This is a genomic window from Nonomuraea fuscirosea (genome assembly GCF_035917475.1).
Taxonomy (GTDB): Bacteria; Actinomycetota; Actinomycetes; order Streptosporangiales; family Streptosporangiaceae; genus Nonomuraea; species Nonomuraea fuscirosea.
Map to the genome: position 1 here is coordinate 4,265,075 of NZ_CP109074.1, position 23,637 is coordinate 4,288,711.

Genomic DNA, 23,637 nt, shown 5'->3' on the forward strand with positions numbered 1-23,637 from the left:
CGTTATCCGGTACATCGCCGCCGGCGTGGCGCGGCGGCTGGCATGAGCGCCGCGCCGAAGGTCGCCGCCCTTCGCGGCGGGCACGTCACCCTCGCTGCGGCCGCCGACGCCTTCCTCGCCACTCCGCGCACGGCCAACCCGAACACTCACCGCGCCTACGCCTCGGCCATCGACCGCGTCATCGCCCTGCTCGGCCACGACCGGCCGCTGGCGGACGTCGCCGACACCGAGATCAGCGCCGCACTCGCCGAGCTCTGGGACGGATGCGCGCCGGCGACCTGGAACCGCAACCGCGCCGCCGTCACCTCTTGGCTGACCTGGTGCCAGACCAAGAAGCACTGGACCGCCCCGTCGGTCCCGGCCGACGCCGAACGCCGCAAGGAGACCGCCGACGAGACCCGCGCCGTGGCCAAGACCACCATCCACCGGCTCCTCTCACGCCGCGACATCCCGCTGCGCGAGAAGACGCTCTGGCGCATGCTGTACGAGACCGCCGCCCGCGCCGCGGAGATCCTGGCACTGAACGTAGAAGACCTCGACCTGGAGCACCGCCGCGCCCCCGTCCCGTCCAAAGGCGGCGCCCTCGAATGGGTGTACTGGGAGCGCGGCACCGCCCACCTGCTACCCCGCCTGCTCCGGCTCCCCGACGGCAGCACCCGCACGCACGGTCCCCTGTTCCTGTCCGAACGCCGCCCGGTCCCGGCCCGCCGGCCTGCTGCCGCCGACATCTGCCCGCACACCGGCCGCGCCCGCCTCGGCTACGACCGCGCCCGCGTCCTGCTGGACAAGTACGCCGGCCTCGACCTGCACCAGCTGCGCCACAGCGCCGCCACCCACCTCGGCGAGGCCGCGATCCCGCTGCAGCTCATCATGGGCAAGACCCGGCACAAGAACCCCCGCACCGCCATGCGCTACGTCAAACCCGATGCCGAGGCCGTCGCCAAGGTCACCGAGGTGCTGGCGCCCCGCCGCCGTACCCACTGATAAGCGATATCTCAGGCAGGGCAGGGCACTGCCCCTTTCTCTCGTACTTGGTCTGGCCCCCTACAGCTGCTGGGCGAGGGCGGCCTGGTCGCTCGATCACATGCAGTCCCACCCCGCGTTCACGCAGATCCGCTCCGAGGGTGACCAAGTGCAGAACTGAGCGCGACAGCCGGTCGCGCTTCGCTGAGGACCTCCAGCGCGTGCAGCCGATCCTCACCGGCCGACAGGCGTTCGACGGTTCTGGCGGCCTCGATGACGGCGTCCAGAGCGGCCCGGTCCTCACGCCGGTCATCCCAGTCGATCAGCGCCTGGTCCATCCGCAGCCGAGCCCGCGCCACGGATTCCGGATCGCCGGGAACGAACTGGGCCGACTCCACCCGCCGTAGCGGCGCGGCGACCCGGTCGCAGGTCTCCGGCCGATCCAGCGTGCCGAGCGCCTCGCGTAACCGGGCGCTGTACGTGTCGCGGGACTCGGGCCCGAGAAGCGGGCGTACGGGATCGCGGCGTGGAGCACGGGACGCAACTCCTCGGGCGCGATCTCGAGCGTGAGGTCGGTCAGCACGTCGAACAGGTCGCTCTCTCCCTCGGCTGACGGCAACGCCCGGAAGCGGCTCCAGTGGAACCAGGCGAGCGTACGCACGGCCTCCAGTAGCCCGCGCCCTCGCGCCTTGAGCGCCGCTGCGCGGAACTCCGCCGCACCGAGCTCAGCCTGTGGGCCGACCACCCCGCCAGGATCGGCACCGTCGAGACAGGCATCGATCCGCCGACGCAGCTCGTGTCCTTGACGAGCGAGTTTTCCGACCGTTCCAGAACATGGCATCAGCTCCGCGTTTATGAGGCAATGCTAAGCGGATCGGAGCTAGTAGTCCTCGTTATCTTTGGTAGCCCTCAGTTATGTGTCAAGTACTTCAAGTAGTGGCGGCGGCTACTTGGCGCACAGTATCTGGGGGTCCGTACGGCATGTTGGGCAGGTCAGGTGCAGTAGAGCGGCTGCGGGCGCAGCTGGACCTGCCGGCACCGAACGTCACCCCGCTCTACCGTCGGCGCCGGAAGAATGCCTTCGTACCGGTGCACATGACCAGATCATGCGCTGCACTGGGCTCCTCCCTCAGGCTTGGAACGGGCGGAGCATGATCTGCCGCTTACCAGCGGTGCTCCGCCCGGGCAGCACCCGAGGACGGAGCCCGCTCACGTGCACGCCCACCAGTCCTCACCGGGCTGGCCCCGGACCTTGATCACGACCGAGGCCAGGAACTCAGCCGGGAACTACCCAGTGCCCTTGGGCCAGTACTCGTCGCCCAACGGGGCGACCCCGCCGCTTCTGGGCCAGGGATCTTCGCCCAACGGGGCGACCCCAGTGCCCCTGGGCCAGATCTCGTCGCCAGCGGCTGCCGGACCTGCGGCCAGCGCGAGTCCGGCTGCGGTCAGCAGCCCGATCGCGGCCCATCTGAGCGTCATTCTGGTCATGCCGTCACCTCTCGTCTTTCCGATACGTGATATCCCGCCGCGTCCGTCAGATCGCGCCCCTTGGGGCAACCGCCAGGAGACGCCTGCGCCGCTGCGGGGCTGCGAAATCCATTGCGCAACACGGCGCCTCCGCCCGTCACCCTGTTCCAGCCTGAGCCGGAACACACAGGTCACAATCCCGCCACGGGTCCTCAGTCTTGGGGTCCGAACAGTTGTCTGGCAGCCCCCTTTCATCAGTCCAGACAATCGGCGGCCCGCTCGTGGGGAAGCACTGGGCGTCCCGAGCAGGCCGTTGGAGTCCGGGGCCGGGCCGGTGGCGCGGGTTTCACATGCGAGTCGCGCAAGCTCCGCGGCATGCCGCACGGCTCTGCGAGCCCGCACAGACGCCGGCCAGACAGCGACAAGAACGTCAACAGGCAGACTTGACGGGGAAGCCTCGTGCGGACCGGTGCAGCCGTCGTCACCGGGAGACGCGGGCCTACTCGTTGCACGGCGCCTGGGAGGCGTTGATCCAGTCGATCTTGATGACGGTCACGCCGATGCTGATCGTGCTGTGTCCCTCGCCGAGGTCCCCGTCCTCGGCGCGGTGAATGCACCACCGGCTCTTGGTGTTGTCCGGCCAGACGAAGGTGACCGCGACGTGGTCCTCGTTTTCGGGCCAGCCGTAGTTGAAGAAGGACCGGACGCCCTTGTACGGGCTCGCGGACGCGCTGGACACCGCCCAGTCCTCGCCGCGGCCGATGCCGATCTTCGTGCCGGCCGAGATGACCTCGGTGGAGTAGACACAAAAGTCCCCTCGGGTGCATCCGTAGATCTTGCTGGGCAGATCCATGGCCGCACTGGCGGGGGCCGCGGACAGCAGCCCGGCGGCGATGGAAAGAGCGGCGGCACCGGAGGCGATGGACCATCGTGACATAATTTGTCCCCGTTCGTGGTGGTTGGCGTAACGCCACTGATTTTGGACGAAGCGGCTACCGGCGGCTGAAGCCCTTGCACTCTGGCGCAAGGGTCTTGCGCTCGAGCCACGTTCACGTCGTCCAGGACATAGAGGAACTCCAGGGCTTGGTTGTCTTCGACGGCCCAATAGGCGAAACCTCCTTTTTGCATGCACTGCTTGATGAGGAGCTGTTCCGCGTCATGTAACAGCGCCCCTTTCCGCAGGGTGAGATCACGAGGGTTGGTGAGGGGCGTTGCCGGGACTGGGAACCCCCGGGCTGACGGCGACCGCCGCGAGAGCGCTCCCGAGGGCGAGAAACCTCCTCCACCGCGAGGACGGATTCATCGGCTCAATTGCGGCCGGGGACGCGGCTGTCTTCGAGTCATGGACGCGACCTTTCGGTACGAGGGAAAGCGCGGGAGGTCAATTGACTGGGGGCGGCGGGTTGAGTGTCGCACCACGGGTCAGCGGCCTGCGACTCTCAGTTTTGAGGTGTCGGGAATTGTCTGAAACCCCGATTCGCCACTCAGACAAAACTTGATCATCGCGGTGCACACCTTGTACGTTGTGCGGGTTGTCGCCTTTCGGGGATGCGGGGGACACAAGTGGGGCGTCGTGAGCGGCCGGTGGATCCGGTCGGCGGCCCGGTGGCGGCCTTCGCCGTGGCGTTGCGCAAGTTGCGGGAAGAGGCGGGCAGCCCGGCCTATCGGGTGATGGCCACCCGGGTGCCGTGCTCGGCGGCCACGCTGGCGCAGGCTGCCGCGGGTAACAGGCTGCCGACATTGCCGGTCACGCTGGCCTATGTCGAGGCCTGCGGCGCGGACCCTGAGCCGTGGCGGACCCGATGGGAGGAGGCCTTAGCCGCCTGCCGTGACGCCGATGCCGCCGGCGGCGAGGCGGCCCGGGCACCGTATCGGGGGCTGGCTCGGTTCGAGGCGGCCGATCAGATGTTCTTCTTCGGCCGCACCACGCTGATCAAGCATCTGGCCGCGCTGGTGGAGGCACATCCGTTCGTGCTGGTGGTAGGCCCGTCGGGGTCCGGCAAGTCCTCGGTGCTGCGGGCCGGCCTGGTGCCTGCGCTGGCGCCGCGCATGGTTCGTGTTTTGACACCGGGCGCGCACCCACACCTGCCTGACGCCCAGACGGGTGAAGTGGTGGTGGTTGACCAGTTCGAGGAGGCCTTCACACTGTGCGAGGACCCGGCCGAGCGCCAGACCTTCATCGACACCCTGGTCGCCCTCGGATGTGACAGCAGGGGGACGCGTGTGGTGTTGGCCGTTCGCGCGGACTTCCTGGACCGATGCGCGCACCATCCCAAGCTGGCCGAGGCCGTGCGGGACTCGACAGTTCTGGTAGGGGGGATGACCGTGGCCGAGCTGCGCGAGGCCATCACCAAACCGGCGGCCGCGGTCGGGCTGATCGTGCAGCGTGAGCTGACGGCCAGGATTGTCGAGGAGGTTGCGGGTCAGCCCGGCGGGTTGCCGCTGATGTCGCACGCGCTGCTGGAGACCTGGCGGCGCCATAGCGGCAAAGCGCTGACCATCGCCGCGTACGAGGCGACCGGCGGTATCCACGCCGCGATCGCTCGCACCTGCGAAGCCTGCTATGCCGAACTCACCCTGCAACAGCAAGAGCAGCTGCGGCACCTGCTGTTACGCCTGGTCGAGCCCGGCCGCGACACGCCCGACACCCGCCGCCCTATCAGCCGCGCCGAACTGCCCACCGATGGCGACACCGGGTTCCTGCTGGAGCGCCTGGCCGAGGCCCGCTTGGTCACCCTCGGCGACGAGCAGGTGGATTTGGCCCACGAGGCGCTGCTCACAGCTTGGCCCCGGTTAAGCGACTGGATCGAGGAGGATCGCGAGCGGATCCGGCTGCAGCGCCGCCTGACCGAGGCGGCCACCGCCTGGATGGATCACGACCGCGACCCGGGCGGCCTTTATCGAGGGGTGCGCCTGTCGGCCGCCTGCGAGCAGTTCGCCGTCCCGGACAAGCCCTCGAAGAAGGGCTGGGGCAGGCCTTCCGGCCAGCGGCCGGGGACGCTTTCGGAGGAGCTCACTCCGCTGGAACGCGAGTTCCTCGCCGCCAGCGTCGCCGCCAGGGACGGGGAGCGGCGCTTCCGCACGCGGCGGACGGCGGCGATCTCGGGGCTGCTCGTGCTGACGCTGGTGGCGGCCCTGCTGGCCTGGCAGCAGAACCAGACCAGCAAGATCCGCGAGCGCGAGGCCGACGCCCGGCGCGCCGCCGCTGTCGCGGACAGCCTGCGTGAGACGGATCCGGTCACGGCGATGCGCCTCAGCCTGGCCGCCTGGCGGGTGGCCGACCTGCCTGAGACCCGCTCGGCCCTGCTCGCGGCGGGCGCGCAACGGCCCCAGGACGTCTTCACCGATCCTGACGGCGACCCCGAGACCATGCGTTACCTCAGCACCGACGGCCGGACCCTGCTCAGCGTGGGCGCAGGCCAGGTCTCCGTTTGGGACCTGGACACCCGCCGCAGAACGGCGCTGCTTCCGGGGCTGGGCGCCGACCGAGAGCAGGTGGGTGTGAGAAGGGGCGACGCGTGGACGCTGCCCATGCGCAGGCAGGATGGGACGGCGGTGTCGTGGGACCTGGCCGCGGGTCGTCGCGACGAGCGGGAGTTGGGCCCCGCCACGTACGGGTTTGAGATGGGGGTGAGCGGGCGCCGCGTCATCGGTTACAACGCCGACGGCTCCACGTACCGGATTCTGGTGTGGGATCTCGCCCGGCGGCGCGAGCTCCTGCAGGTGAGCGTTCACCGAGAGGTTCCGTCGGAGTTGACGGCGACGTGGGATGTGGGAATGGCCATGATACGCAGCTACACCGACAAGCGGGCGTCCACCGAGGCGGGCTTCCCGGATGCGGCGCTCAGCCCAGATGACCGATACCTGACGCTGTGCGTTCCAGGACAGCGGTTGCAGGTGTGGGACATGCGGGCCCGCCGCAGGCTGGACACCCCCTGGGCGCCGGCCATGACCCGGCGGCAGTGCCAGTACGAGTTGGTGCGCTTCACCCCCGACAGCCGGCGCCTCGCGGTCATCACCGACGAGGCGGTCCGCCTGTGGGACCTTCCATCAGGAGCGGAGGTGGCGACCATCACCCACAGGGACGTGACCGAGATCGGGTTCAGCGCGGACGGAACCTTCCTGGCCGCCACCGACAGGAACGACCTCCTGCTGTGGCGGGTCTCGCTGCCCGAAGAGCCCGTCTTCCGGCATTCCCTCATGGGCGAGCAGGTCACCGACCTGCGCGTCGATCCGCAAGCCAACCGGATCCGTTACCTGGGAGGCACCAACAGGGCATGGCCGACCACTGTACGCACGCTCGATCTGGGCGCTGCCGTCACTTCCCAATGGCAGAAGGATGAAGTCCACGAGGCCATGTTCAGCCCTGACGGCGACCGACTAGCGCTCGCCTACAGGCCGGAGGAGCAGGGCGTGCAGTTGCGGATCCACCGGCCGTTGTCCGGTGGGCCACCCGTAGACCTGCCGAAGATCCCCTGCCCGCATCCGCCGGACATACCAAAGTGCACGCTCCTGCTCGCCTTCTCCTCGGACGGGAGAACGCTCGCCTTTGGCAGCTCATCGATGGACCGCCGCGAGCCGGCGACCCGCGTATCCCTGTGGGACGTGACTAGCGAGCGCACGACGGACACGCTTGTAGTGAATGAGGGGGAGAGATGGACAGTCGGTGCCATTGCCTTCGCCCCCGACGACACGTCACTGCTGGTCGCCCAGCAACCAGAAACGGGGGCGGCGAAGATATGGGCCCTGCGCGGGCATGCCGTCACCAAGACGGTGCCCAACGTCACGGCGAATCAGATCGCCCTCCACCCCAATCGGCGGCTCGCCGTTACCTCGGAGGGTGATGTCGTGGATCTGCGATCGGCCGTTGAGAATCCGCCCTCGACCAGCCCCGGCATCACCCAGGCGCAGGCCTTCAGCCCCGGCGGCGGCTACTTGGCCACGGGCGACGGCTCGGGTAGAACCGTCTTGTGGGACGGTGCCGTGCACCGCCGCATCGGAATGCTCGGGACGGTCGCCGCAGGCGACTCGGATCTACGCAGGGCGGTCACCGCACTGGCGTTCTCCCGTGATGAGTCCGTACTGGCGGTCGGCACCGCCGCCGGTGTGCTGCAACTGTGGGACGTCGCCTCCCGCCAGCCGATCGGAGCGCCCCTGCCCACTCCCGGCGACGGCATCATGGCTCTCTCCTTCAGCGCCGACGGCAACACGCTGTACGCCGCCGGTCAGCACGTGCCAGTCCAGCGCTACGACCTCGCCCCGGCCGCCACGGCGGCGGCCGTGTGCCGTCGGGCCCGCGGGGGGTTGCCGGAGGCGGATTGGCGGACCCACTTCCCGCGACTGCCGTTCCAGCAGGTGTGCCCGCCGCCCCATGCGGGCTAGGCTCGCGCGGACCGGGGTGAGGGTGCGCCGCCAGAACGTCGAGGCCGCCAGCCTCCTCCAGTTCCTTCACCACCAGCCGACCCGTCTGCTCGGCAACATCCCCGGATCAGGAGCCCGCGCTCGCAGCAGGATCAACACTCGCGCCGCCGGCCGGGCGAACCGCTGCCTGGATCGGACGATCCGATCACGGCAGACGGCTAAGACAAGGCGCGAAACGCCACGGGGACACGGGGGACCGTGTTCCCCGTGTCCCCAATCTGGTTAGTCCTCGCAGGGAACCCACCCGCGCGATCGAGTCGTTCTGAACTCCCGCCAGCAGTAGCCAGGGCATTAGACTGAGCCGCGTGACCGAGCATGCCCTGCCCCCCGGCGACAACCACGAGATCGTTCAACGCGGTGACGACCTCGCCGTGGTGGTGCCGATGGAGGAATATCAGAAGCTGAGGGTCACCTACGCCTGGCACAACAGTCCGGGTCGGGTCGCGACCACGCCGGAGACGTTTCTCGCCGTGTCGGGCCTGTCAGAATCGGAACAGCAAGTACTGCGTGAACGTTACGGGCTGGGCAACGGCCCGGCCTGATGTCCTTCCACCTGGAATGGGAGCGTCTGGCCCGGCAAGCCTACGACCAGATCCCTCCTGGCAAGCGCCTGCCCGTTGCCGACGCCGTCATCAAGCTGATGATCGAAGGCATCCCCGACGCCGCTGAACCGGGTGAAGACGGCCGCTGGAGCATCCAGGCCGGCGAGTACATCCTGGTGTTCGTGGAGCACGAGCTCGACATCTACCTGATCGCCATCGAGGCTGCATGAGCCGCACAGTGCGGGCAAAACAGCCGTGCACCAGCGTGGAATCTCGCCAGCCAGGCCCGCCATCCGGCCACCTCTCCCCCGTCGCCGCGTCAGCGCCGGCATCGAGGTGTACGCTCCGCTCACGGCCGGGCTGGCGCTGCCGTACACCGCCGTGCGGGTCGGTGAGGAGTTCACGGCGGCCGGTTCCCAGGTGCGGGCCGTCTGCGGCCGGCATGCGCCGATCTACGGCGGCCGGCCCGACTGTGTGAACCTCGGTTATCTCGTGGGAGGCACGCTCTACCATCCCGGCGATTCCCTGCACATCCCGAACGAGCCTGTGGAGACGCTCCTGGTCCCCCTGCAGGCATCGTGGCCGAAGACCGCAGAGGTGATCGACTTCGTTCGCACGGTCGCTCCCGAGCGGGCCTGCGGCATCTACGACGGGCAGGTCAACGAACGTGGCTCGGCCAGGAGACGCGGCACCGCTTCCGGTGGACGGCCCCGCACTTATCTTGGGTTGTCACGCGACCTTGCTGGTCAGCCGTTTGGAGTCCTGTCAGGCACGTCAGGCAAGGAGACCCAGCATGCCGAGCATGGTGGGGTCTGGCGCGAAGGTATGCGAGCGTGATCGATCAGCGATGGGCTGTTGCAATGAGGCGCCGCAGTGCGGCGCGGGCGGGTGGACCCCAGGTGGTTTTGCCCCCTGGGCGGCCGTGAACGCCGGCTTCTCCGATGAGCATGCCGCGGAAAGCGCGCAGTACTGCCCATCCGCGGGAGCGGCGTAGGGTCGCGGCGTCCGGAGCAGGTCGGTAGGCGGCATGGAAGCGGTCGAGGGCGTCGTCTGGCAGCAGGGCCCAGGCGGCGGCAAGGTCAAAGGCCGGATCGCCGGCGAACAAGTCGCCGAAGTCGATCACACCGCAGATGGTGCCGTCCTGGGTGAGGACGTTGGCCGGATGCAGGTCACCGTGGAGCCAGAGCGCCGGGCCTGCCCAGGCGGGCGCGGCAGCGGCGTCCTCCCAGACCGCCCGGACGGCGTCCGGGTCGGAGATCAGCCCCTTCTCGATGGCCTCAGCGAGCTGTCTGGCGAACCCCGTATGGCAGTCGGCCAACGGCGCTCCGCGGCCGTCCTGGCCGGCGGTGTCCACTTGTTCGGGGGCGGGCTGGTGCAGAGCCGTCAGGAAAGCGGCCAGGATGTCGGCCGCCTCCACGCCGCGTGTGACAGGGGCGCGGTCGGCGGGCTCGCCCGGCAGCCAGGTGGTGACGATCCAGGGGCGCGGGAACCGCGTGGAGGGCTCGCCGCGGCGCTGCGGGACGGGAACCGGCAGCGGAAGGCTCGGGGCGAGGGCGGGCAGCCAGGCGTGCTCCTTGAGCAGCAGCTCGTCGGCGGACTCCCCCATCCAGGGCAATCGAACGGCGAGGTCGTCGCCGAGCCGCCAGAGCTGGTTGGCCCAGCCACGCGCGCCGAGACTCACCGGGTGATCGGCCAGGTCGGGATGCTGGTCGAGTAGCAGTTCCCGTACCAACTCCGCGGTGATCTCGATCTCGGTGTGCGCCATGCGGAGCAACATTAGCCGGGTGTTGAGGGCCTCAGATCCCTCACTCTCGGGCCAGGAGGGCCAGGGTTTCGAGCGCTTCCCAGGCCGTCAGATGCCGGTCAGGGTCGGTTTCTGCCTGCGCGCAGCTGACCTGCTCAACATGCCGTACGGACCTCTAGATACTGTGCGCCAAGTAGGGGTGCCGGTAAGAATCGTGTCTCACGGCCCAAACGAGCGGCGTCGCCGCAGCTCATGGTCTATGAGGCGAGCTTGTGAGAAGCAGCCACCGCACAAGTAACGCGGGACATGCCCCGACATGAGTGCGGCTTCGGCATGGCCGGTCTACCGTCGAGACATGCAGGCCGAAGCACTCGGGGTGTTAGAGGCCGCGCTGTGGGGTCTGGCTGGCGGCACGGCCGCAGCCCTTGTGGCGTTGACCGCAGCCATCAAGGCCGCTGGATATCGCTGGCCCTGGCGCGGCAAGGACGGCCCCGGGAAAGAGGCGCGCGAGCGGTTCTGGGCCCGCCTAGTGGTGCTGGGCGGGTCCCTGCTGATCGGTGCGATCGTGGCGGCCGCCGCACACGGTCAGATGAGCGGCCCCTGGCCGGCCTTCCTGCTCGGCGTGGGCGCCGAGGCCAGCGTGCGCGGCCTGCTGGCCGGGGTGGAGGTCGCTGTGCGCAAGCCGGAGGAGGCACCGCCGCGTCTCCCGGGTGCGACGGCCGGTCCCACGGCCGCGCCGGTCGAGGCGGGGGGCGAGGAACATGCCGACGCCTCCCGACAGCTTGTTCGGCCGTCTGGCCCGCGCTGCCCGTCCGCGCCGCCCCTGGCTGCGGCTGACCGTCTCTCCCTGGTGGGCCCGCGTCCTCATCGCGGCCGGCGCCCGCCCGGCTCTGCCCGTGATCGCTGGCCCGAATCAAGACAACCTGCGCGGCACTGACCTGTCGAACGCATACCTTCGCCGCGCGCACCTGACCGGCGGACTTGACCGGCGCGGACCTGAGCGACGCGGACTTGACCCGCGCGAACCTGACCCGCACAGACCTGCGCCGCGCGGACTTGACCCGCGCGGTGCTCGCCGACGCGATCCTGACCAGCGCGAACCTGACCGGCGTGGTGTGGGATGCGGCGACCTGGTGGCCCTCGGCCGATTGGGCGGAGCGCATGCGCACGGCCTCCGATCCACTGCCAGGCCGCCGCTGGCGAGTGCGTGCGGAGAGGGTTTGGAGGACGCTCCAGTGCCCCTCTGATCCGTGGATTTCAGGGTTCATGATCGCTTGTTAGAAGGGTTTGCTCCCGTACGTTAACGATCAGTAGAGCAGCGCTCTGCGGGGCGAGCGCGCTGTGGCAGCTCTCGCCGTAGAGTTTGGCGATTCTGAGGTCGCGACCTGTGGCGAAGCCGCTCGTTTGGCCGTGAGACACGATTCTTACCGGCACTCCTAGTTCGGGTGAGAGTCCGCGCAGGTCACCGGGTCTGATGCGGCACACGCCGTCCTGGTTTTTGACGATTGTCGACCGGTCGTCTACCGTCATAGACGACCGGTCGGCTAGGCGGCCGTGAACATAAAACAGCGAAGAAGGTCATCATGAACCACCAGGGTCATAAGGTCGCGGTCATCACCGGCGCGTCGCAGGGCATCGGAGCCGGACTCGTCGAGGCGTACCGCGGGCTCGGTTACGCCGTCGTCGCGATCTCCCGCACCATCGCCGCCCCCGACGACCCCGACGTCGTCGCCATCCAGGGCGACGTCGCCGACCGCGCCACCGCCGAACGGGCGATTAAGGCGGCCGTCGAACGGTTCGGCCGGGTGGACACCCTGGTCAACAACGCGGGCATCTTCGTCGCCAAGCCGTTCACCGACTACACCGCCGACGACTACGCCGCCGTGACCGGCGTGAACCTCGACGGCTTCTTCCACATCACCCAGCTCGCCGTCGAACGCATGCTCGACCAGGGCGGCGGCCACGTCGTCAACGTCACCACGAGCCTGGTCGACAACCCCGACTCCCGCGTCCCGTCCGTGCTGGCCTCGCTGACCAAGGGCGGCCTGCAGGCCGCCACCAAGTCCCTGGCCATCGAGTACGCCACGCGCGGCATCCGCGTCAACGCCGTCTCGCCGGGCACCATCGCCACCCCCATGCACCCGCGACACACCCACGACACCCTCGCGGCGCTGCAGCCGGTGGGCCGGCTGGGAGAGACGAAGGACATCGTGGACGCGATCGTCTACCTGGAGAACGCCCCCTTCGTCACCGGCGAGATCCTGCACGTCGACGGCGGCGTCAGCGCCGGCCACTGACCAGGGCCGCCACATCGGGCGCCATCGCGCCGAAGGCTGCCGCGCCGACAACCGCACCGGAGGCCACCGCGCCAGGGCCGCTGTACCGGGGGCCGCCGCGCCGAGAGCCGCTCGCCGATCCGCGTCGTGCGTGTTCCGTTCCAGCGACAGGAGAAGACCCATGACCAGCGACCACGACCGGGAGGCGATCCTGCGCGACGTCCTCGACCGGTGGAAGGCCGGCGTCGACGCGCACGAACCCGAGCGCGTCGCGGACCTGTTCACCGAGGACGCCGTCTTCCAGGGCCTGCGCCCCTACAGCGTCGGGCGGCCGGGCGTCGCCGCCTACTACGGCTCCCAGCCGCCCGGCCTGACGGCCGCGTACCGCATCCTGGAGACCCGGGCCCCGGCCGCCGGCCTCGTCCTCGGCTACCTGGCCGTCGACTTCTCCTTCCCGGACCGGCCGACGATCCAGGTCAACCTCAGCGTGCTGGTACGGCGGATCGGCCAGGACTGGCTCATCGCCCACTACCAGGTCTCCCGGCTCGGCTGAGCACGAGGCGGCGGGGGTCAGCCGCGCAGCGCGCCGGACCGTTCGATCAGCTCCGTCATCGCCTGCTGGAAGTCGCGCCGCCGCCGTTCGCTCCAGCCCTCGGTCAGCCGGTCGAAGACCTGCTCCTGCCAGTCATGAGCCTGATCCAGCAGGACGCGGCTGGACGAGGTGAGTGTCGCCTGACGCTGCCGTCCGTCCGCGTCTGATGGCCGCATGGCCAGGTATCCGGCCTCCGTCGCGGCCTTGACCAGGCGCGACGCGCCGCTCTGGTCGATGCCGATCTCCTGGGCCACGGCGTTGACCGTCGCCGCGCTCCCCCGGCGGGCCAGCGCGTGGACGGCCTCGGCGACCAGCACGAGCCGGCCGCGTTCGGCCATCTCGCCGTCCCCTGCCGGGGGCCGGCGCGACCAGTACCGGACGAACGCGAACAGCGCCTGCCCCGGCCCGCCGCCGCTCACGCGGTGGTCGCCATCGCGCCGCAGATGTGCGCCAGCTCCAGCGCCTGCCTGAGATCCGGCAGCCGCAGGGCGGCGGTCACCTTTCCGCCGCTCACCCGGAACACCGTCGCCACCCGGGCCGGGGCCGGGGAGCCCGGCCAGGTGGCGTCCTCCTCCACGACCATGAGGCGGTCGCCGACCGGATGCCACGATCGCGGGCGCAACCCGATGCCCGAGCGTTCCACCCACGCCGCGAACTGCGCGGGCGTGATCGCCCCCGCGCCCTTCGGGCCCAGGACGACGATCGCGTCGCCGACCGCTCTCGCCGCACGTTCCAGGTCACCTTCGTTCACGCTCGCGTGCCACTCGCCGATGGCCGCTTCCACTGCCGGTTCCATCCCCGAAGTGTATGCGACACGCATACATCAGAGGGCGGGAGGGGTGGCGATCCGCCGGGCGGCCTCGACCACGGCGGCGCGGCGGCGGGCGGCTTCCGCGTCGTCGCCGGCGTCTCCGCCGGACAACATCCGGGCGATCTGCGGTGCCGCCGACCAGTAGCTCGACAGGGAGATGATGAGGAAGACCAGGTGGGCCGGCTCGATCGCGTCGTCGATCAGCCCGGCCCGCTGCGCCGCCGCCACGGCCTCGGCCTTGCGGGCGTAGAGCTCGGTGCGGGCGAGCTCGTCGGGGATGCCACCGGTGTCCGACAGTCCCTCCCACAGCACCAGCCGGGCCAGGTCGGGATGGGCCCGCTGGTAGTCGAAGGTCCGGCCGGCGAACTCGCCGACGTCCGCGGGGCAGGTGATGACCAGCGGCACGGCGGTGGCGATCCGGTCCAGCTCACCGCGGATCACCGCCGAGAACAGCTTCGCCTTGTCGCCGAAGTAGTTGTAGACCCGCTCGCGATTGACCTGGGCGCGCTTGGCGATCCGGTCGACGGTCGTGCCCTCCTGGCCGTGCTGGGCGAACTCGGCCAGCGCCGCCTGGTAGATGCGGCGCTTCGTTCCCTCGACGTCCCAAGCCATGCGGACATCGTACCAACACCAACGTTGCAGTTGGATTCGACCGGAGTTACAGTGGAAACAGCAACACGAGCGTTGGAGTTTTTCTGAGGCGCGGACGGCGCCGGCTCCGGCGCCGCACGGACGATCCGAACGTCCCCATCTCTCGGGAGCATGACCATGACTGGCAAGACCGTACTGATCACCGGCGCGACCAGCGGCGTCGGCGCGAGCGCCGCCCGGTCGCTGCTCGGCCGCGGCCACCGCGTGACCGTCACCGGCCGGGACGAAGGCAAGCTCAAGGCATTCCTGGACGAGACCGGCCACCCCGACCGGCTGCTCGGCCTCATCTCCGACGCGGCCGACTGGGAGGCCACCGAGTCCGCCGTGGCCCGCACCGTGGAGCGCTTCGGCGGCCTGGACGCCGCGGTGGCCAACGCCGGGTTCACCTCCGTCGACCACCTGCGCAGCCCGGGCTCGACCATCTTCGACGGCGACCCGGCGCTGTGGCCGCCGATGATCCTCACCAACGTCCTCGGCCCGGCCCTGCTGGCCAGGGCCGCCCTGCCGCACCTCGAGGCCGCCGGCGGGCGGCTGGTGCTCGTCGGCAGCGTCGTCGGGGTGAAGAACAGTCCGGCCAATCTCTACTCGGCGACCAAGTGGGCCGTCACCGGGCTGGCCGAGAACCTGCGCATGTACGCCACCACCCGCGGCGTCGGCGTCACCCTCGTCAACCCCGGCATGATCGACACCCCCTTCTGGCAGGACAACGCCCTCCCCGCCTACTCCCTGTCGCCCGAGCCCGTCGCCGCGGCCATCTGCTACGCGCTCGACCAGCCGGCGGGCGTCGACGTCAACACCGTGACCGTCCGGCCGATCGGGCAGCCCAACTGACCTGGCCGCGGCGCCGGCGAAATATCCCGATGCGGCGGACCTGGGGCCTGGTGTCTGATCGAGGGCATGACGATCGAGATGGGCACGCCCGAGGCCGGCCGGCTCGGCGGCGTGACGCGGGTCCTGGCGGGGTGGCAGGACGACGAGGTGCCCGTGCAGCTGCATCCGGGCGACGTGGGGTGGTTCTGGCGGTTCGGCGCGGAGCGTACGGCGCGCGCCACGCGGACCTGGAGCCGGGCCGGGCAGCTCCTCGCGGTCGGGCTGCTGGACGGTCCCGACCTGCTGCGGCTGGCGTTCGCGCCGGGAACACTGCGGGACGGGGACCTCGCGCGGCAGGTGGCCGCGGACGCCTCGGCGCCAGGGCGCGGCGTGCTGCCCGCGGGCCAGGTCTACGTCGAGGCGCCGGCCGAGGCCCTGGTCCGGGACCTGCTGGCCGAGGACGGCTGGCGCGACGGCGACCTGTGGACACTGCTCTGGCGCGACCTCGGCGCACCCGTTCCCGATCCCGGCGTGCACGTCGAGGTGATCGGGCCGGAGCAGGCGCACGAGTGGGCCGAGGTCGTGCACGCGTCGTTCGAGAAGTCGACGTTCACCGGCGAGCGCTGGCACGCGATGGCGGCGGGCGCGCCGTACGCGGACGCCCGCTGCCTGCTCGCCCGCGACGAGCGGGGACGGGCGGTGGCGGCCGTGGCAGTGTGGCCGGCCGGCCAGGGCAGGCTCGGCCTGATCGAGCCGATGGGAGTGCACCGCGACCACCGCGGCCACGGCTACGGCCGGGCGATCACGTTCGCCGCGGCCCGCGCCCTGCGGGACCTGGGCTCGTCCAGCGTGGTCGTGTACACCCCGAGCACCAACACCGGCGCGGTAGCCACCTACCTCTCGGCCGGCCTGAGACGCGTGTCAGAACGGCGGGACCTGTACCGTGCCGCTCCGTGACGTGCCCCCGGGGCCGAGGCGAGGGAGGGCGTCTTGCCCGGCCCCCGGCAGGAGGTGCCGCCAGTCGGCCGGCCAGTGGGCCAGCGCGATGACGGTCATGACGACGAGGTCGGCCGGCGCGGCCCAGCTCTCCACCGCCGGATCGTGGTTGACGATGTGGGTGGTGACGGCTCCGGTGAGCACGAACATCAGCGTCACGGCCCCCAGGAAGCGGGTACGCCGCCGTGGGATCACGAGCAGGATCACGGTGACTTCGACGCCCTGCTCGAACTGCTCGATCCGGACGTCGTGGCCTCCGGGCTCCGCGGCGCCGACGCGGTGGCCTCCTTCTTCTCCGGCCGGGCCGAGGCCGCCCGGCTCGCCCTCGTGGACGGCGTGCCCGCGGCCGTCTGGGCGCACCGCAACCGGCCGAAGGCCGTCTTCTCGTTCACCGTCGCCGACGGCAAGATCACCAGCATCACCGTCGACACCGATCCCCACCGGATCCGCGAGCACGACATCGTCCTTCTCGGCGCTGCCCAAGAAGACCAGCCCGATCGGGGTTCCCTAAGGGAACGTTATGTGTTAATCTAATGGAGTCTCCTCAAGGAACCCCAAAGGAGACTCCAGCCCGTACCATCAGCGCCAGGAGCCCACCATGAAGCTCGACACCGACGTCCGCGCGGCCCTCGACGGCACCTCGATCGCCCACCTCGCCACCGTCCTGCCCGACGGCGCTCCCCACTCCGTCCCCGTCTGGGCCGGCACTCACGGCGACCACATCGTGATCCTCACGGGACCCGGCAGCCGCAAGGCCCGCAACCTGCGCCGCGACCCGCGCGTGGCGCTCTCCCTGACGGCGGCCGGCAACCCGTTCCAGCCGGTGATCGTGCGCGGCCGGGTCGTCGAGTGGGTCGAGGGCGAGGCCGCCTGGGAGATCATCGACCGGATCGCGGCGAAGTACATCGGTGGCCCCTACACCCGCGAGGAGGAGCGGGTCGTCGCCCTCATCGAGCCGGACCGGCAGCTCGCCGCGGCCTGAACGGCGGGCCCCGGCGCGGCCCCCGTTCACGACTCCAGGAAGTGCAGCACCGCGAGCACCCGGCGGCTGTAGCCGGTCGTGTGCGACAGGCCGAGCTTGTCGAACAGCGAGTTGACGTGCTTCTCCACCGCGCTCTGCGACACGTGCAGGGACTGGGCGATCGAGGCGTTGGTCAGCCCCTGCGCCATCCGCTCCAGCACCTCGCGCTCGCGCGCCGTCAGCCGGGCCAGCGGATCCACCTGCGTGGTACGCGCCAGCAACTGCCGCACCACCTCGGGGTCGAACGCCGCGCCGCCCGCGCCGACCCGGTCCAGGGCGTCCAGGAAGTCGCCCACCTGGCCCACCCGGTCCTTCAGCAGGTAGCCGACGCCCTCGACGTCGGAGCTCATCAGCTCGGTGGCGTAGCGCTTCTCCACGTACTGCGACAGCACCAGCACCTTGATCGCCGGCCAGCGCCGCCTGATCTCCAGCGCGGCCCGCAGCCCCTCGTCGGTGTGGGTGGGCGGCATCCGTACGTCCACCACCACGATGTCCGGCCGGTGCTCCGCCACCGCCGTCACCAGCGCCTGCCCGTCACCGACGGCGGCCGGCACCTCGTGGCCCTCCTCCAGCAGCAGCCGGATCAGGCCCTCACGCAGCAGCGTCGAGTCCTCGGCCAGGATCACCCGCACGGAAGCACCGCCGTGACCACCGTCGGCCCGCCCGCCGGGCTGCTGACCTCGAACCGGCCGTCCAGCGCCGCCACCCGCCTGGCCAGCCCCGACAATCCGCCGCCGGACGTCCGCGCGCCCCCCGCGCCGTCGTCGCGCACGCGTACGGCCACCGCCCCGTCCTCCCGTTCGACCTCGACCGTGATGAGCGCGGCCCCGGCGTGCTTGGCCGCGTTCGTCACCGCCTCGCACACCACGAAGTACGCCGCCGTCTCCACCGCCATGGGCGGCCGCTCGTCCAGCCGGCAATCTACCGTGACCGGCACGCTGGAGCGCTCGGCCACCCCGGCCAGCGCCTCGCCGAGCCCGAGTGAGTCCAGCCCGCTCGGGTAGGCCCGCCAGGCCACCTCGCGCAGCTCGGCCAGCGCCTGCTGCGCCTCCTGGTGGGCCTGCTGGAGCAGCTCGGGGCGGCCGCGCAGCGAGCGGCCGATGAGCATCGACAGCCCCACCAGCCGCTGCTGAAGGCCGTCGTGCAGGTCGCGTTCGATCCTTCGGCGTTCGGCGTCCACCGCCGCCACGATGCCCGCCCGGCTCTCGGCCAGCTCGGCGATGCGCCGTTCCAGCGCCTCGGTCGGGTCGGGGCCCAGCAGGCGCAGCGCCAGGCGGCGCTCCAGCGCGTGCACCCCGGCCAGGCCCGACAGCACCAGGAACAGCGCCACGAACCCGGCCAGCGACAGGTAGGCCACCAGCGGCGCCGTGGGCAGCATCCGGTCGAACGGCTCGCCCCGGCCCCACGCCGCCGCCATACGGACGGCGGTCACGGCCCCGAAGACCAGCACGAAGAGCACCAGCCCGCCCAGCACCCCGGCCGGCACCCGCGCGGCCAGATAACCTGTCGCCCGGCCGCCTTCGCGATCGTGCAGCGCGTCCAGCGCGGACGGGTCCAGGCGCAGGCGCCACGCCTCCAGCCGGGCCAGCCGCCGCGCCGACGCCCGCATGTTGGGATTGCCCAGGAACGGCAGCGTCAGCACCAGGAACGCCAGCTCGACCAGAGCGGTGAGCGCGCCCAGCGCCACCACCCCGACCGTGATGCCGCCCGCCGCGCCGGCCCGGCGCAACCCGTCAAGGGCGGTTCGCATGCCTCCCCTTGCGCCGCTCGGCCAGCCGGACGCCGACGAAGACGACGATCGCCAGCACCACGAGGCCGATCACCACGTAGGTGCCGATGCCGACGTAGGACTCCACCAGCTCCCACTGCTCGCCCAGCCAGTAGCCGGCCATCACGAAGATGGTGTTCCAGATGGCGCTGCCCGCGGTGGTCAGCAGCGTGAACGTCAGGATCGGCATCCGCTCCACGCCGGCCGGGATGGAGATGAGGCTGCGGAAGATGGGGATCATCCGCCCGAAGAAGACGGTCTTGCGGCCGTGGCGCTGGAACCACGCCTCGGTCTTCTCGATGTCGGAGGTCTTGACCAGGGGAAGTTTTCCGGCGATGGCCAGGGTGCGCTCACGGCCCAGCAGCGCTCCGACCGCGTACAGCGCGAGCGCGCCGATCACCGAGCCGAGCGTCGTGCACACCAGGACGTCGAGGAGATCCATCTCGCCCTTGCTGGCGGTGAAGCCCGACAGCGGCAGGATCACCTCACTAGGAAGGGGCGGGAACAGGTTCTCCAAGGCGATGGCGATCCCGGCGCCGGGGGCGCCCAGGCTCTCCATCAGTCCAACCAGCCAGTCAGTCATGAGATCAAGGCTATGAAAAATCGGGGAACGTGCGGAATGAGGCCGCTGCCCGGATGGCACTGGGGTAAACCACACCCCATCCGCCCCGTACACTGTACGGCCGTGAGCTCTTCCACGGACCTGGCCCGGCACGCGGCGATCTTCCAGCCCGGCGACCCGCCACGATCGGGGCACGTGGCCTTCCTCGACCCCGGCGGCGACGACCTGATCACCATCGCCGACGCTGAAGAGCCGGGCACCAGGACCGTCCCGGCCACCCTCGTCCCCGTCGGCACGGCGGTGGCCACCCTGGCCAGAGCCCGTAAGGACCCCGGCGCCCACCCGGCCGCCCGCTTCTGGGGCGGCGCCGCGCTCATCGCGCTGCAACTGCTCACCCGCGGACGCATCCTGCCCAGCCTCTCCCCCGGCGACCACGACTCCTGGCGCGCCGGCCCGCTGGACGCCGACGACCTGCAGCGCGTCCGCGAACTGGCCGCCGCCATGCCCGCCGCCGCCCGCGCCGTCCCGGTGGACGGCGCCGGCGAGCTGCTGCTGCCGGACGCAGAACCCCTCCTGCGCGCCTTCCTCGACGCCGTCGCCGACGCCATGCCGCGCTCGCCCGGCGCCGTCCGCGCCACCGGAGCCGCCGCCTACGCCGCGGTCAAGCCGGTGAAGGTCCCGCACCTGCGCGGCTGGGCGGAGGAGGTCTCGGCCGGGCTGGACGCCGGCCTGCGGCTGTCGCTGCGCATCGAGGCCGGCGACCTGTCCGCCGCCGAGTTCGCCGCCGAATTCCGGGCCGTCGCCCAGCTGCACAGCCTGGCCGACCCGTCCCTCGTCGTGGACGCCGCAGACCTGTGGCAGGGCGCCGACCCCGGCTTCGGGCCGCGCGCCAAGATCGAGGCCACCCTCGCCGTCCGCCGCGCCGCCCGCGCCTGGCCCCGGCTGGAGCGGCTGCTCGACAGCGCCGTGCCCGACGAGCTCATCCTGACCGACGGCGACGTCGAGCAGCTGCTGGCCGGCGCCGCCGACCGCCTGGCCGCGGCCGGCGTGGACGTGCACTGGCCCAAGTCCCTGGTACGCGGCCTCAGCGCCCGCGCCGTCATCGGAGACCGCGACCCCGCGCCCTCCGACATGCCCTCCTTCCTCGGCGGCCACCACCTGACCAGCTTCGACTGGCAGCTCGCCCTCGGCGGCGAACGCCTGAGCGCCGCCGAGATGGACCGCCTGGCCGAGGGCCACCGCCCCGTCGTACGGCTGCGCGACCAGTGGGTGCTCATCGACCCCGACCTGGCCCGCCGGGCCCGCCAGCGCGACCTCAAGCCGCTGACCGGCATCGAGGCGCTCGGCGCCGCCCTGACCGGCACGGTCGAGGTCGAGGGCGAGCAGGTGCCCGTCGAGCCCACCGCCTGGCTGAACGAGCTGCGCGAACGCCTGTCCGAGCCCGCCGACGCCGTCCGGCCCGACGGCCTGGCCGCCACCCTGCGCGACTACCAGCTCGCCGGGCTGCGCTGGCTGGCCAGGATGACCTCGCTCGGCCTGGGCGCCTGCCTGGCCGACGACATGGGCCTGGGCAAGACGATCACCCTCATCGCGCTGCACCTGCACCGCGACCAGGACGGGAGCGCCGGTCCCACGCTCGTGGTCTGCCCCGCCTCGCTCCTGGGCAACTGGGAACGCGAGATCTCCAGGTTCGCGCCGGGCGTTCCCGTCCGCCGCTACCACGGTCCGGGACGCACGCTCGCGGACGAGGGTTTCGTGCTGACCACGTACGCCACCATGCGCGTGGACGCCGCCGCGCTGGCCGCCCACCCCTGGGGCCTGCTCGTCGCCGACGAGGCCCAGCACGTCAAGAACCCCGCCTCCGGCACCGCCAAGGCGCTGCGCGAGATCCCCGCCGCCGCCCGCGTCGCCCTGACCGGCACCCCCGTGGAGAACAACCTGTCGGAGCTGTGGGCCATCCTCGACTGGAGCACGCCCGGCCTGCTCGGGCCGCTCGCCACGTTCAGGGCCCGCTGGGCCAAACCCGTAGAGTCCGGCGACGGCGAGACCGCCGAGCGGCTCTCCCGGCTCGTCGGCCCGTTCCTGCTGCGCCGCCGCAAGAGCGACTCCGGCATCGCCCCCGAGCTGCCGCCCAAGACCGAGACCGACCGGCCCGTCGCCCTCACCACCGAGCAGGCCGGCCTGTACGAGGCGGTCGTCCGCGAGATCATGGCCGGCATCGCCGAGGCCGAGGGCATGGCCCGGCGCGGTCTCATCGTCAAGCTGCTCACCGGGCTCAAGCAGATCTGCAACCACCCCGCCCATTACCTGCACGAGGCCGACCCGCGCCTGCCCGGCCGCTCCGGCAAGCTGGAACTGCTGGACGAGCTGGTCGACACCATCGTCGCCGAGGACGGCGCCGTCCTGGTCTTCACCCAGTACGTCGCCATGGCCCGCCTGCTGGACCGCCACCTGACCGGCCGCGGGGTGGCCACCCAGCTGCTGCACGGCGGCACCCCCGTGGCCCGCCGCGAGGAGATGGTCCAGCGCTTCCAGGACGGCAGCGCCCCGGTGTTCCTGCTCTCGCTCAAGGCCGCCGGCACCGGGCTCAACCTCACCCGCGCCGACCACGTCATCCACTACGACCGCTGGTGGAACCCCGCCGTCGAGGACCAGGCCACCGACCGCGCCTACCGCATCGGCCAGACCAAACCCGTCCAGGTGCACCGCCTCATCGCCGAAGGCACGATCGAGGACCGCATCGCCCAGATGCTCACCGCCAAGCGCTCGCTAGCCGACGCCGTGCTCTCCTCCGGCGAGGCCGCCTTCACCGAGCTGACCGACGCCGAGCTCGCCGCCCTCGTGGAGCTCAGATGACCCCCGCACTTGGAGCCCCGATGACCGCCAGCGCCGCCCGCGGCTTCCCCGCCTTCCCCCCGCAGCGCGCGGGCGCCCGTTTCGCCACCACCTGGTGGGGGCGCGCCTGGGTCCAGGCCATGGAGGACACCTCCCTGGATCACAAGCTGCTGCGCAAGGGCCGCGCGTACGCCAAGACCGGCCAGCTCGGCCCCATCACCGTCAGCCCCGGCCGGCTGGCCGCCGTCGCCGAGAGCGAGTACGACACCGTCGTCCGCGTCGAGCAGCTCGGCGACGCCGCCTGGGAACGCTTCCTCGACCAGGTGGCCGCCAAGTCCGGGCACATCGCCGCTCTGCTCGACGGTGACATGCCACACGACCTGGTCGAGGCCGCCGAGTACGCGGGCGTGCCGCTGCTGCCCGCAGTCGGCGACCTGGAGCCCGAGTGCGGCTGCCCCGACTGGGGTCACCCGTGCAAGCACGCCGCCGCCCTGTGCTACCAGGCGTCCTGGCTGCTGGACGCCGACCCGTTCGTGCTGCTGCTCCTGCGCGGCCGCGGCGAGCGCGACCTCGTCGAGGCCCTGCAGGGACGCGACGCCCCGGCCCCCTCCACCCGGGCGGCTCCGGCGGGGGTGCCGGTCGCGCCGGCGTACGCGGCGGGCGTGCCCGCGCTGCCCGAACCGCCGCCCGCCGACGTCCCCCGCACGCTCCCCACCTGGGCGCCGGCCCCGGGCGTTGACGTGGCCGCCCTGGCCGGGCTGGCCGCCTCCGCCGCCGCGCGGGCCCGCGAGCTGCTGCTGCGCGGCCGCCTGCCGGAGCTGACCGAACATCAGGACCACGTCAGGCTGGCCGCCGAGCACGACCTCGGCCTCGGCGGGCTCCCGGACGCCGCCGTGCAGGCCTGGCGGTACGGCGGCGCGGACGGCCTGGACGCGCTGGAGACCGCCTGGACGCCGCCGCGCCGCGATGTCGCCAGGGCCCAGGCGCTGCTGGAGGCCGCCTGGGAGGAGGAGACCCGGCCGGAGGTGCGGATCTGGCGCAACCGCTGGACGCTCGGCTCCCTGCAACTGCGCTACGGCCGCGACGGCCGCTGGTACCCCTTCACGCTGCGCGAAGGCGACTGGTGGCCCGCCGGGCCGCCCGAGCGCGACCCGGCGGCCCTGCTGTCCTGAACGCGG

24 protein-coding genes are annotated in these 23,637 nt (G+C 71.4%); 15 read left to right on the forward strand and 9 right to left on the reverse strand.

What is annotated here, in order from left to right:
• Nucleotides 1-42 precede the first annotated feature (42 nt).
• Nucleotides 43-984 (forward strand): tyrosine-type recombinase/integrase, encoded by a 942-nt coding sequence (locus OIE67_RS19400; RefSeq protein WP_326642256.1) that lies wholly within the window; start codon nt 43-45, stop codon nt 982-984.
• 301 nt (nt 985-1,285) lie between these two features.
• On the opposite strand, the gene OIE67_RS19405 is transcribed toward OIE67_RS19400, so the two are convergent.
• Nucleotides 1,286-1,708, reverse strand: a complete 423-nt coding sequence (locus OIE67_RS19405; RefSeq protein ID WP_326642258.1) for a hypothetical protein — start codon at nt 1,706-1,708, stop codon at nt 1,286-1,288.
• A 1,221-nt stretch (nt 1,709-2,929) separates the two neighbouring features.
• On the reverse strand, nt 2,930-3,367 hold the full coding sequence (locus OIE67_RS19410) for a hypothetical protein (RefSeq protein ID WP_326642260.1): 438 nt from the start codon (nt 3,365-3,367) through the stop codon (nt 2,930-2,932).
• A gap of 647 nt (nt 3,368-4,014) precedes the next feature.
• On the opposite strand from OIE67_RS19410, the gene OIE67_RS19415 reads away from it, so the two are divergent.
• The 4 genes from OIE67_RS19415 to OIE67_RS19430 all read left to right on the forward strand — a co-directional run bounded on the left by OIE67_RS19415 (nt 4,015) and on the right by OIE67_RS19430 (nt 9,230).
• Entirely contained in the window at nt 4,015-7,812 is a 3,798-nt protein-coding gene (locus tag OIE67_RS19415) for an NACHT and WD repeat domain-containing protein (protein WP_326642262.1), read from the forward strand.
• A gap of 344 nt (nt 7,813-8,156) precedes the next feature.
• Entirely contained in the window at nt 8,157-8,393 is a 237-nt protein-coding gene (locus tag OIE67_RS19420) for a hypothetical protein (protein WP_326642264.1), read from the forward strand.
• Nucleotides 8,393-8,623 (forward strand): hypothetical protein, encoded by a 231-nt coding sequence (locus tag OIE67_RS19425; protein ID WP_326642266.1) that lies wholly within the window; start codon nt 8,393-8,395, stop codon nt 8,621-8,623. The genes OIE67_RS19420 and OIE67_RS19425 overlap by 1 nt, the downstream gene beginning before the upstream one ends.
• Nucleotides 8,624-8,729: 106 nt before the next feature.
• Entirely contained in the window at nt 8,730-9,230 is a 501-nt protein-coding gene (locus tag OIE67_RS19430) for an MBL fold metallo-hydrolase (protein ID WP_326642268.1), read from the forward strand.
• Nucleotides 9,231-9,234: 4 nt separating this feature from the next.
• On the opposite strand, the gene OIE67_RS19435 is transcribed toward OIE67_RS19430, so the two are convergent.
• Complete coding sequence (locus tag OIE67_RS19435; protein ID WP_326642270.1) at nt 9,235-10,158, reverse strand: aminoglycoside phosphotransferase family protein; 924 nt, start codon at nt 10,156-10,158, stop codon at nt 9,235-9,237.
• Between the two features lie 334 nt (nt 10,159-10,492).
• Between OIE67_RS19435 and OIE67_RS19440 the strand changes: the two genes are divergently transcribed.
• From OIE67_RS19440 to OIE67_RS19450, 4 genes are all read left to right on the forward strand, one after another.
• The gene (locus OIE67_RS19440; RefSeq protein ID WP_326642272.1) at nt 10,493-11,074 is read left to right on the forward strand and encodes a hypothetical protein; all 582 of its coding nucleotides are present in this window, start codon (nt 10,493-10,495) and stop codon (nt 11,072-11,074) included.
• A gap of 44 nt (nt 11,075-11,118) precedes the next feature.
• On the forward strand, nt 11,119-11,418 hold the full coding sequence (locus OIE67_RS55490; protein WP_407674869.1) for a pentapeptide repeat-containing protein: 300 nt from the start codon (nt 11,119-11,121) through the stop codon (nt 11,416-11,418).
• A gap of 302 nt (nt 11,419-11,720) precedes the next feature.
• On the forward strand, nt 11,721-12,434 hold the full coding sequence (locus OIE67_RS19445) for an SDR family NAD(P)-dependent oxidoreductase (protein ID WP_326642274.1): 714 nt from the start codon (nt 11,721-11,723) through the stop codon (nt 12,432-12,434).
• A 160-nt stretch (nt 12,435-12,594) separates the two neighbouring features.
• A complete protein-coding gene (locus OIE67_RS19450; protein ID WP_326642276.1) occupies nt 12,595-12,966 on the forward strand; it encodes a YybH family protein in 372 nt (123 codons plus the stop codon).
• A gap of 17 nt (nt 12,967-12,983) precedes the next feature.
• Here the strand turns inward: OIE67_RS19450 and OIE67_RS19455 are convergent, their stop codons facing one another.
• Genes OIE67_RS19455 through OIE67_RS19465 form a run of 3 tightly spaced genes read right to left on the reverse strand, consistent with a single transcriptional unit; the run spans nt 12,984 to nt 14,428 of the window.
• Entirely contained in the window at nt 12,984-13,424 is a 441-nt protein-coding gene (locus OIE67_RS19455; protein ID WP_326642278.1) for a MarR family winged helix-turn-helix transcriptional regulator, read from the reverse strand.
• Nucleotides 13,421-13,801, reverse strand: a complete 381-nt coding sequence (locus OIE67_RS19460) for a nuclear transport factor 2 family protein (protein WP_326642280.1) — start codon at nt 13,799-13,801, stop codon at nt 13,421-13,423. Before OIE67_RS19460 ends, OIE67_RS19455 begins: the two co-directional genes overlap by 4 nt.
• 27 nt (nt 13,802-13,828) lie before the next feature.
• Nucleotides 13,829-14,428 (reverse strand): TetR/AcrR family transcriptional regulator, encoded by a 600-nt coding sequence (locus OIE67_RS19465; protein WP_326642282.1) that lies wholly within the window; start codon nt 14,426-14,428, stop codon nt 13,829-13,831.
• A 156-nt stretch (nt 14,429-14,584) separates the two neighbouring features.
• Here OIE67_RS19465 and OIE67_RS19470 point away from each other — a divergent pair, with 156 nt between their 5' ends.
• The 4 genes from OIE67_RS19470 to OIE67_RS19485 all read left to right on the forward strand — a co-directional run bounded on the left by OIE67_RS19470 (nt 14,585) and on the right by OIE67_RS19485 (nt 17,255).
• Nucleotides 14,585-15,298 carry an SDR family oxidoreductase gene (locus tag OIE67_RS19470; RefSeq protein WP_326642284.1) on the forward strand — a complete coding sequence of 238 codons (714 nt, stop codon included), beginning with the start codon at nt 14,585-14,587 and terminating at the stop codon, nt 15,296-15,298.
• Between the two features lie 66 nt (nt 15,299-15,364).
• Nucleotides 15,365-16,234, forward strand: a complete 870-nt coding sequence (locus OIE67_RS19475; RefSeq protein WP_326642285.1) for a GNAT family N-acetyltransferase — start codon at nt 15,365-15,367, stop codon at nt 16,232-16,234.
• 33 nt (nt 16,235-16,267) lie between these two features.
• A complete protein-coding gene (locus OIE67_RS19480; RefSeq protein WP_326642287.1) occupies nt 16,268-16,807 on the forward strand; it encodes a sigma-70 family RNA polymerase sigma factor family protein in 540 nt (179 codons plus the stop codon).
• A 64-nt stretch (nt 16,808-16,871) separates the two neighbouring features.
• Nucleotides 16,872-17,255: a PPOX class F420-dependent oxidoreductase gene (locus OIE67_RS19485; RefSeq protein ID WP_326642289.1), complete on the forward strand. Its 384-nt coding sequence runs from the start codon at nt 16,872-16,874 to the stop codon at nt 17,253-17,255.
• A 26-nt stretch (nt 17,256-17,281) separates the two neighbouring features.
• Here OIE67_RS19485 and OIE67_RS19490 read toward each other — a convergent pair whose 3' ends face one another.
• From OIE67_RS19490 to OIE67_RS19500, 3 genes are read right to left on the reverse strand one after another with little or no spacing between them, the layout of a single operon-like run.
• A complete protein-coding gene (locus OIE67_RS19490) occupies nt 17,282-17,926 on the reverse strand; it encodes a response regulator (RefSeq protein WP_106239917.1) in 645 nt (214 codons plus the stop codon).
• Nucleotides 17,917-19,044 (reverse strand): sensor histidine kinase, encoded by a 1,128-nt coding sequence (locus tag OIE67_RS19495; RefSeq protein WP_326642293.1) that lies wholly within the window; start codon nt 19,042-19,044, stop codon nt 17,917-17,919. The genes OIE67_RS19490 and OIE67_RS19495 overlap by 10 nt, the downstream gene beginning before the upstream one ends.
• Nucleotides 19,028-19,645: a DedA family protein gene (locus OIE67_RS19500; protein ID WP_326642295.1), complete on the reverse strand. Its 618-nt coding sequence runs from the start codon at nt 19,643-19,645 to the stop codon at nt 19,028-19,030. Before OIE67_RS19500 ends, OIE67_RS19495 begins: the two co-directional genes overlap by 17 nt.
• 102 nt (nt 19,646-19,747) lie before the next feature.
• On the opposite strand from OIE67_RS19500, the gene OIE67_RS19505 reads away from it, so the two are divergent.
• Both OIE67_RS19505 and OIE67_RS19510 read left to right on the forward strand, forming a co-directional pair.
• The gene (locus tag OIE67_RS19505) at nt 19,748-22,480 is read left to right on the forward strand and encodes a DEAD/DEAH box helicase (protein WP_326642297.1); all 2,733 of its coding nucleotides are present in this window, start codon (nt 19,748-19,750) and stop codon (nt 22,478-22,480) included.
• Nucleotides 22,481-22,500: 20 nt separating this feature from the next.
• Entirely contained in the window at nt 22,501-23,631 is a 1,131-nt protein-coding gene (locus tag OIE67_RS19510; protein WP_326642299.1) for an SWIM zinc finger family protein, read from the forward strand.
• Nucleotides 23,632-23,637 lie beyond the last annotated feature (6 nt).

Bases quoted from the DNA above. Each gene is read 5' to 3' on its own strand.
- OIE67_RS19400 (WP_326642256.1), top strand. From the start codon at position 43: ATGAGCGCCGCGCCGAAGGTCGCCGCCCTTCGCGGCGGGCACGTCACC.
- OIE67_RS19410 (WP_326642260.1), bottom strand. From the start codon at position 3,367: ATGTCACGATGGTCCATCGCCTCCGGTGCCGCCGCTCTTTCCATCGCC.
- OIE67_RS19425 (WP_326642266.1), top strand. From the start codon at position 8,393: ATGTCCTTCCACCTGGAATGGGAGCGTCTGGCCCGGCAAGCCTACGAC.
- OIE67_RS19435 (WP_326642270.1), bottom strand. From the start codon at position 10,158: ATGGCGCACACCGAGATCGAGATCACCGCGGAGTTGGTACGGGAACTG.
- OIE67_RS19440 (WP_326642272.1), top strand. From the start codon at position 10,493: ATGCAGGCCGAAGCACTCGGGGTGTTAGAGGCCGCGCTGTGGGGTCTG.
- OIE67_RS19445 (WP_326642274.1), top strand. From the start codon at position 11,721: ATGAACCACCAGGGTCATAAGGTCGCGGTCATCACCGGCGCGTCGCAG.
- OIE67_RS19450 (WP_326642276.1), top strand. From the start codon at position 12,595: ATGACCAGCGACCACGACCGGGAGGCGATCCTGCGCGACGTCCTCGAC.
- OIE67_RS19460 (WP_326642280.1), bottom strand. From the start codon at position 13,801: ATGGAACCGGCAGTGGAAGCGGCCATCGGCGAGTGGCACGCGAGCGTG.
- OIE67_RS19465 (WP_326642282.1), bottom strand. From the start codon at position 14,428: ATGGCTTGGGACGTCGAGGGAACGAAGCGCCGCATCTACCAGGCGGCG.
- OIE67_RS19470 (WP_326642284.1), top strand. From the start codon at position 14,585: ATGACTGGCAAGACCGTACTGATCACCGGCGCGACCAGCGGCGTCGGC.
- OIE67_RS19475 (WP_326642285.1), top strand. From the start codon at position 15,365: ATGACGATCGAGATGGGCACGCCCGAGGCCGGCCGGCTCGGCGGCGTG.
- OIE67_RS19485 (WP_326642289.1), top strand. From the start codon at position 16,872: ATGAAGCTCGACACCGACGTCCGCGCGGCCCTCGACGGCACCTCGATC.
- OIE67_RS19495 (WP_326642293.1), bottom strand. From the start codon at position 19,044: ATGCGAACCGCCCTTGACGGGTTGCGCCGGGCCGGCGCGGCGGGCGGC.
- OIE67_RS19500 (WP_326642295.1), bottom strand. From the start codon at position 19,645: ATGACTGACTGGCTGGTTGGACTGATGGAGAGCCTGGGCGCCCCCGGC.
- OIE67_RS19510 (WP_326642299.1), top strand. From the start codon at position 22,501: ATGACCGCCAGCGCCGCCCGCGGCTTCCCCGCCTTCCCCCCGCAGCGC.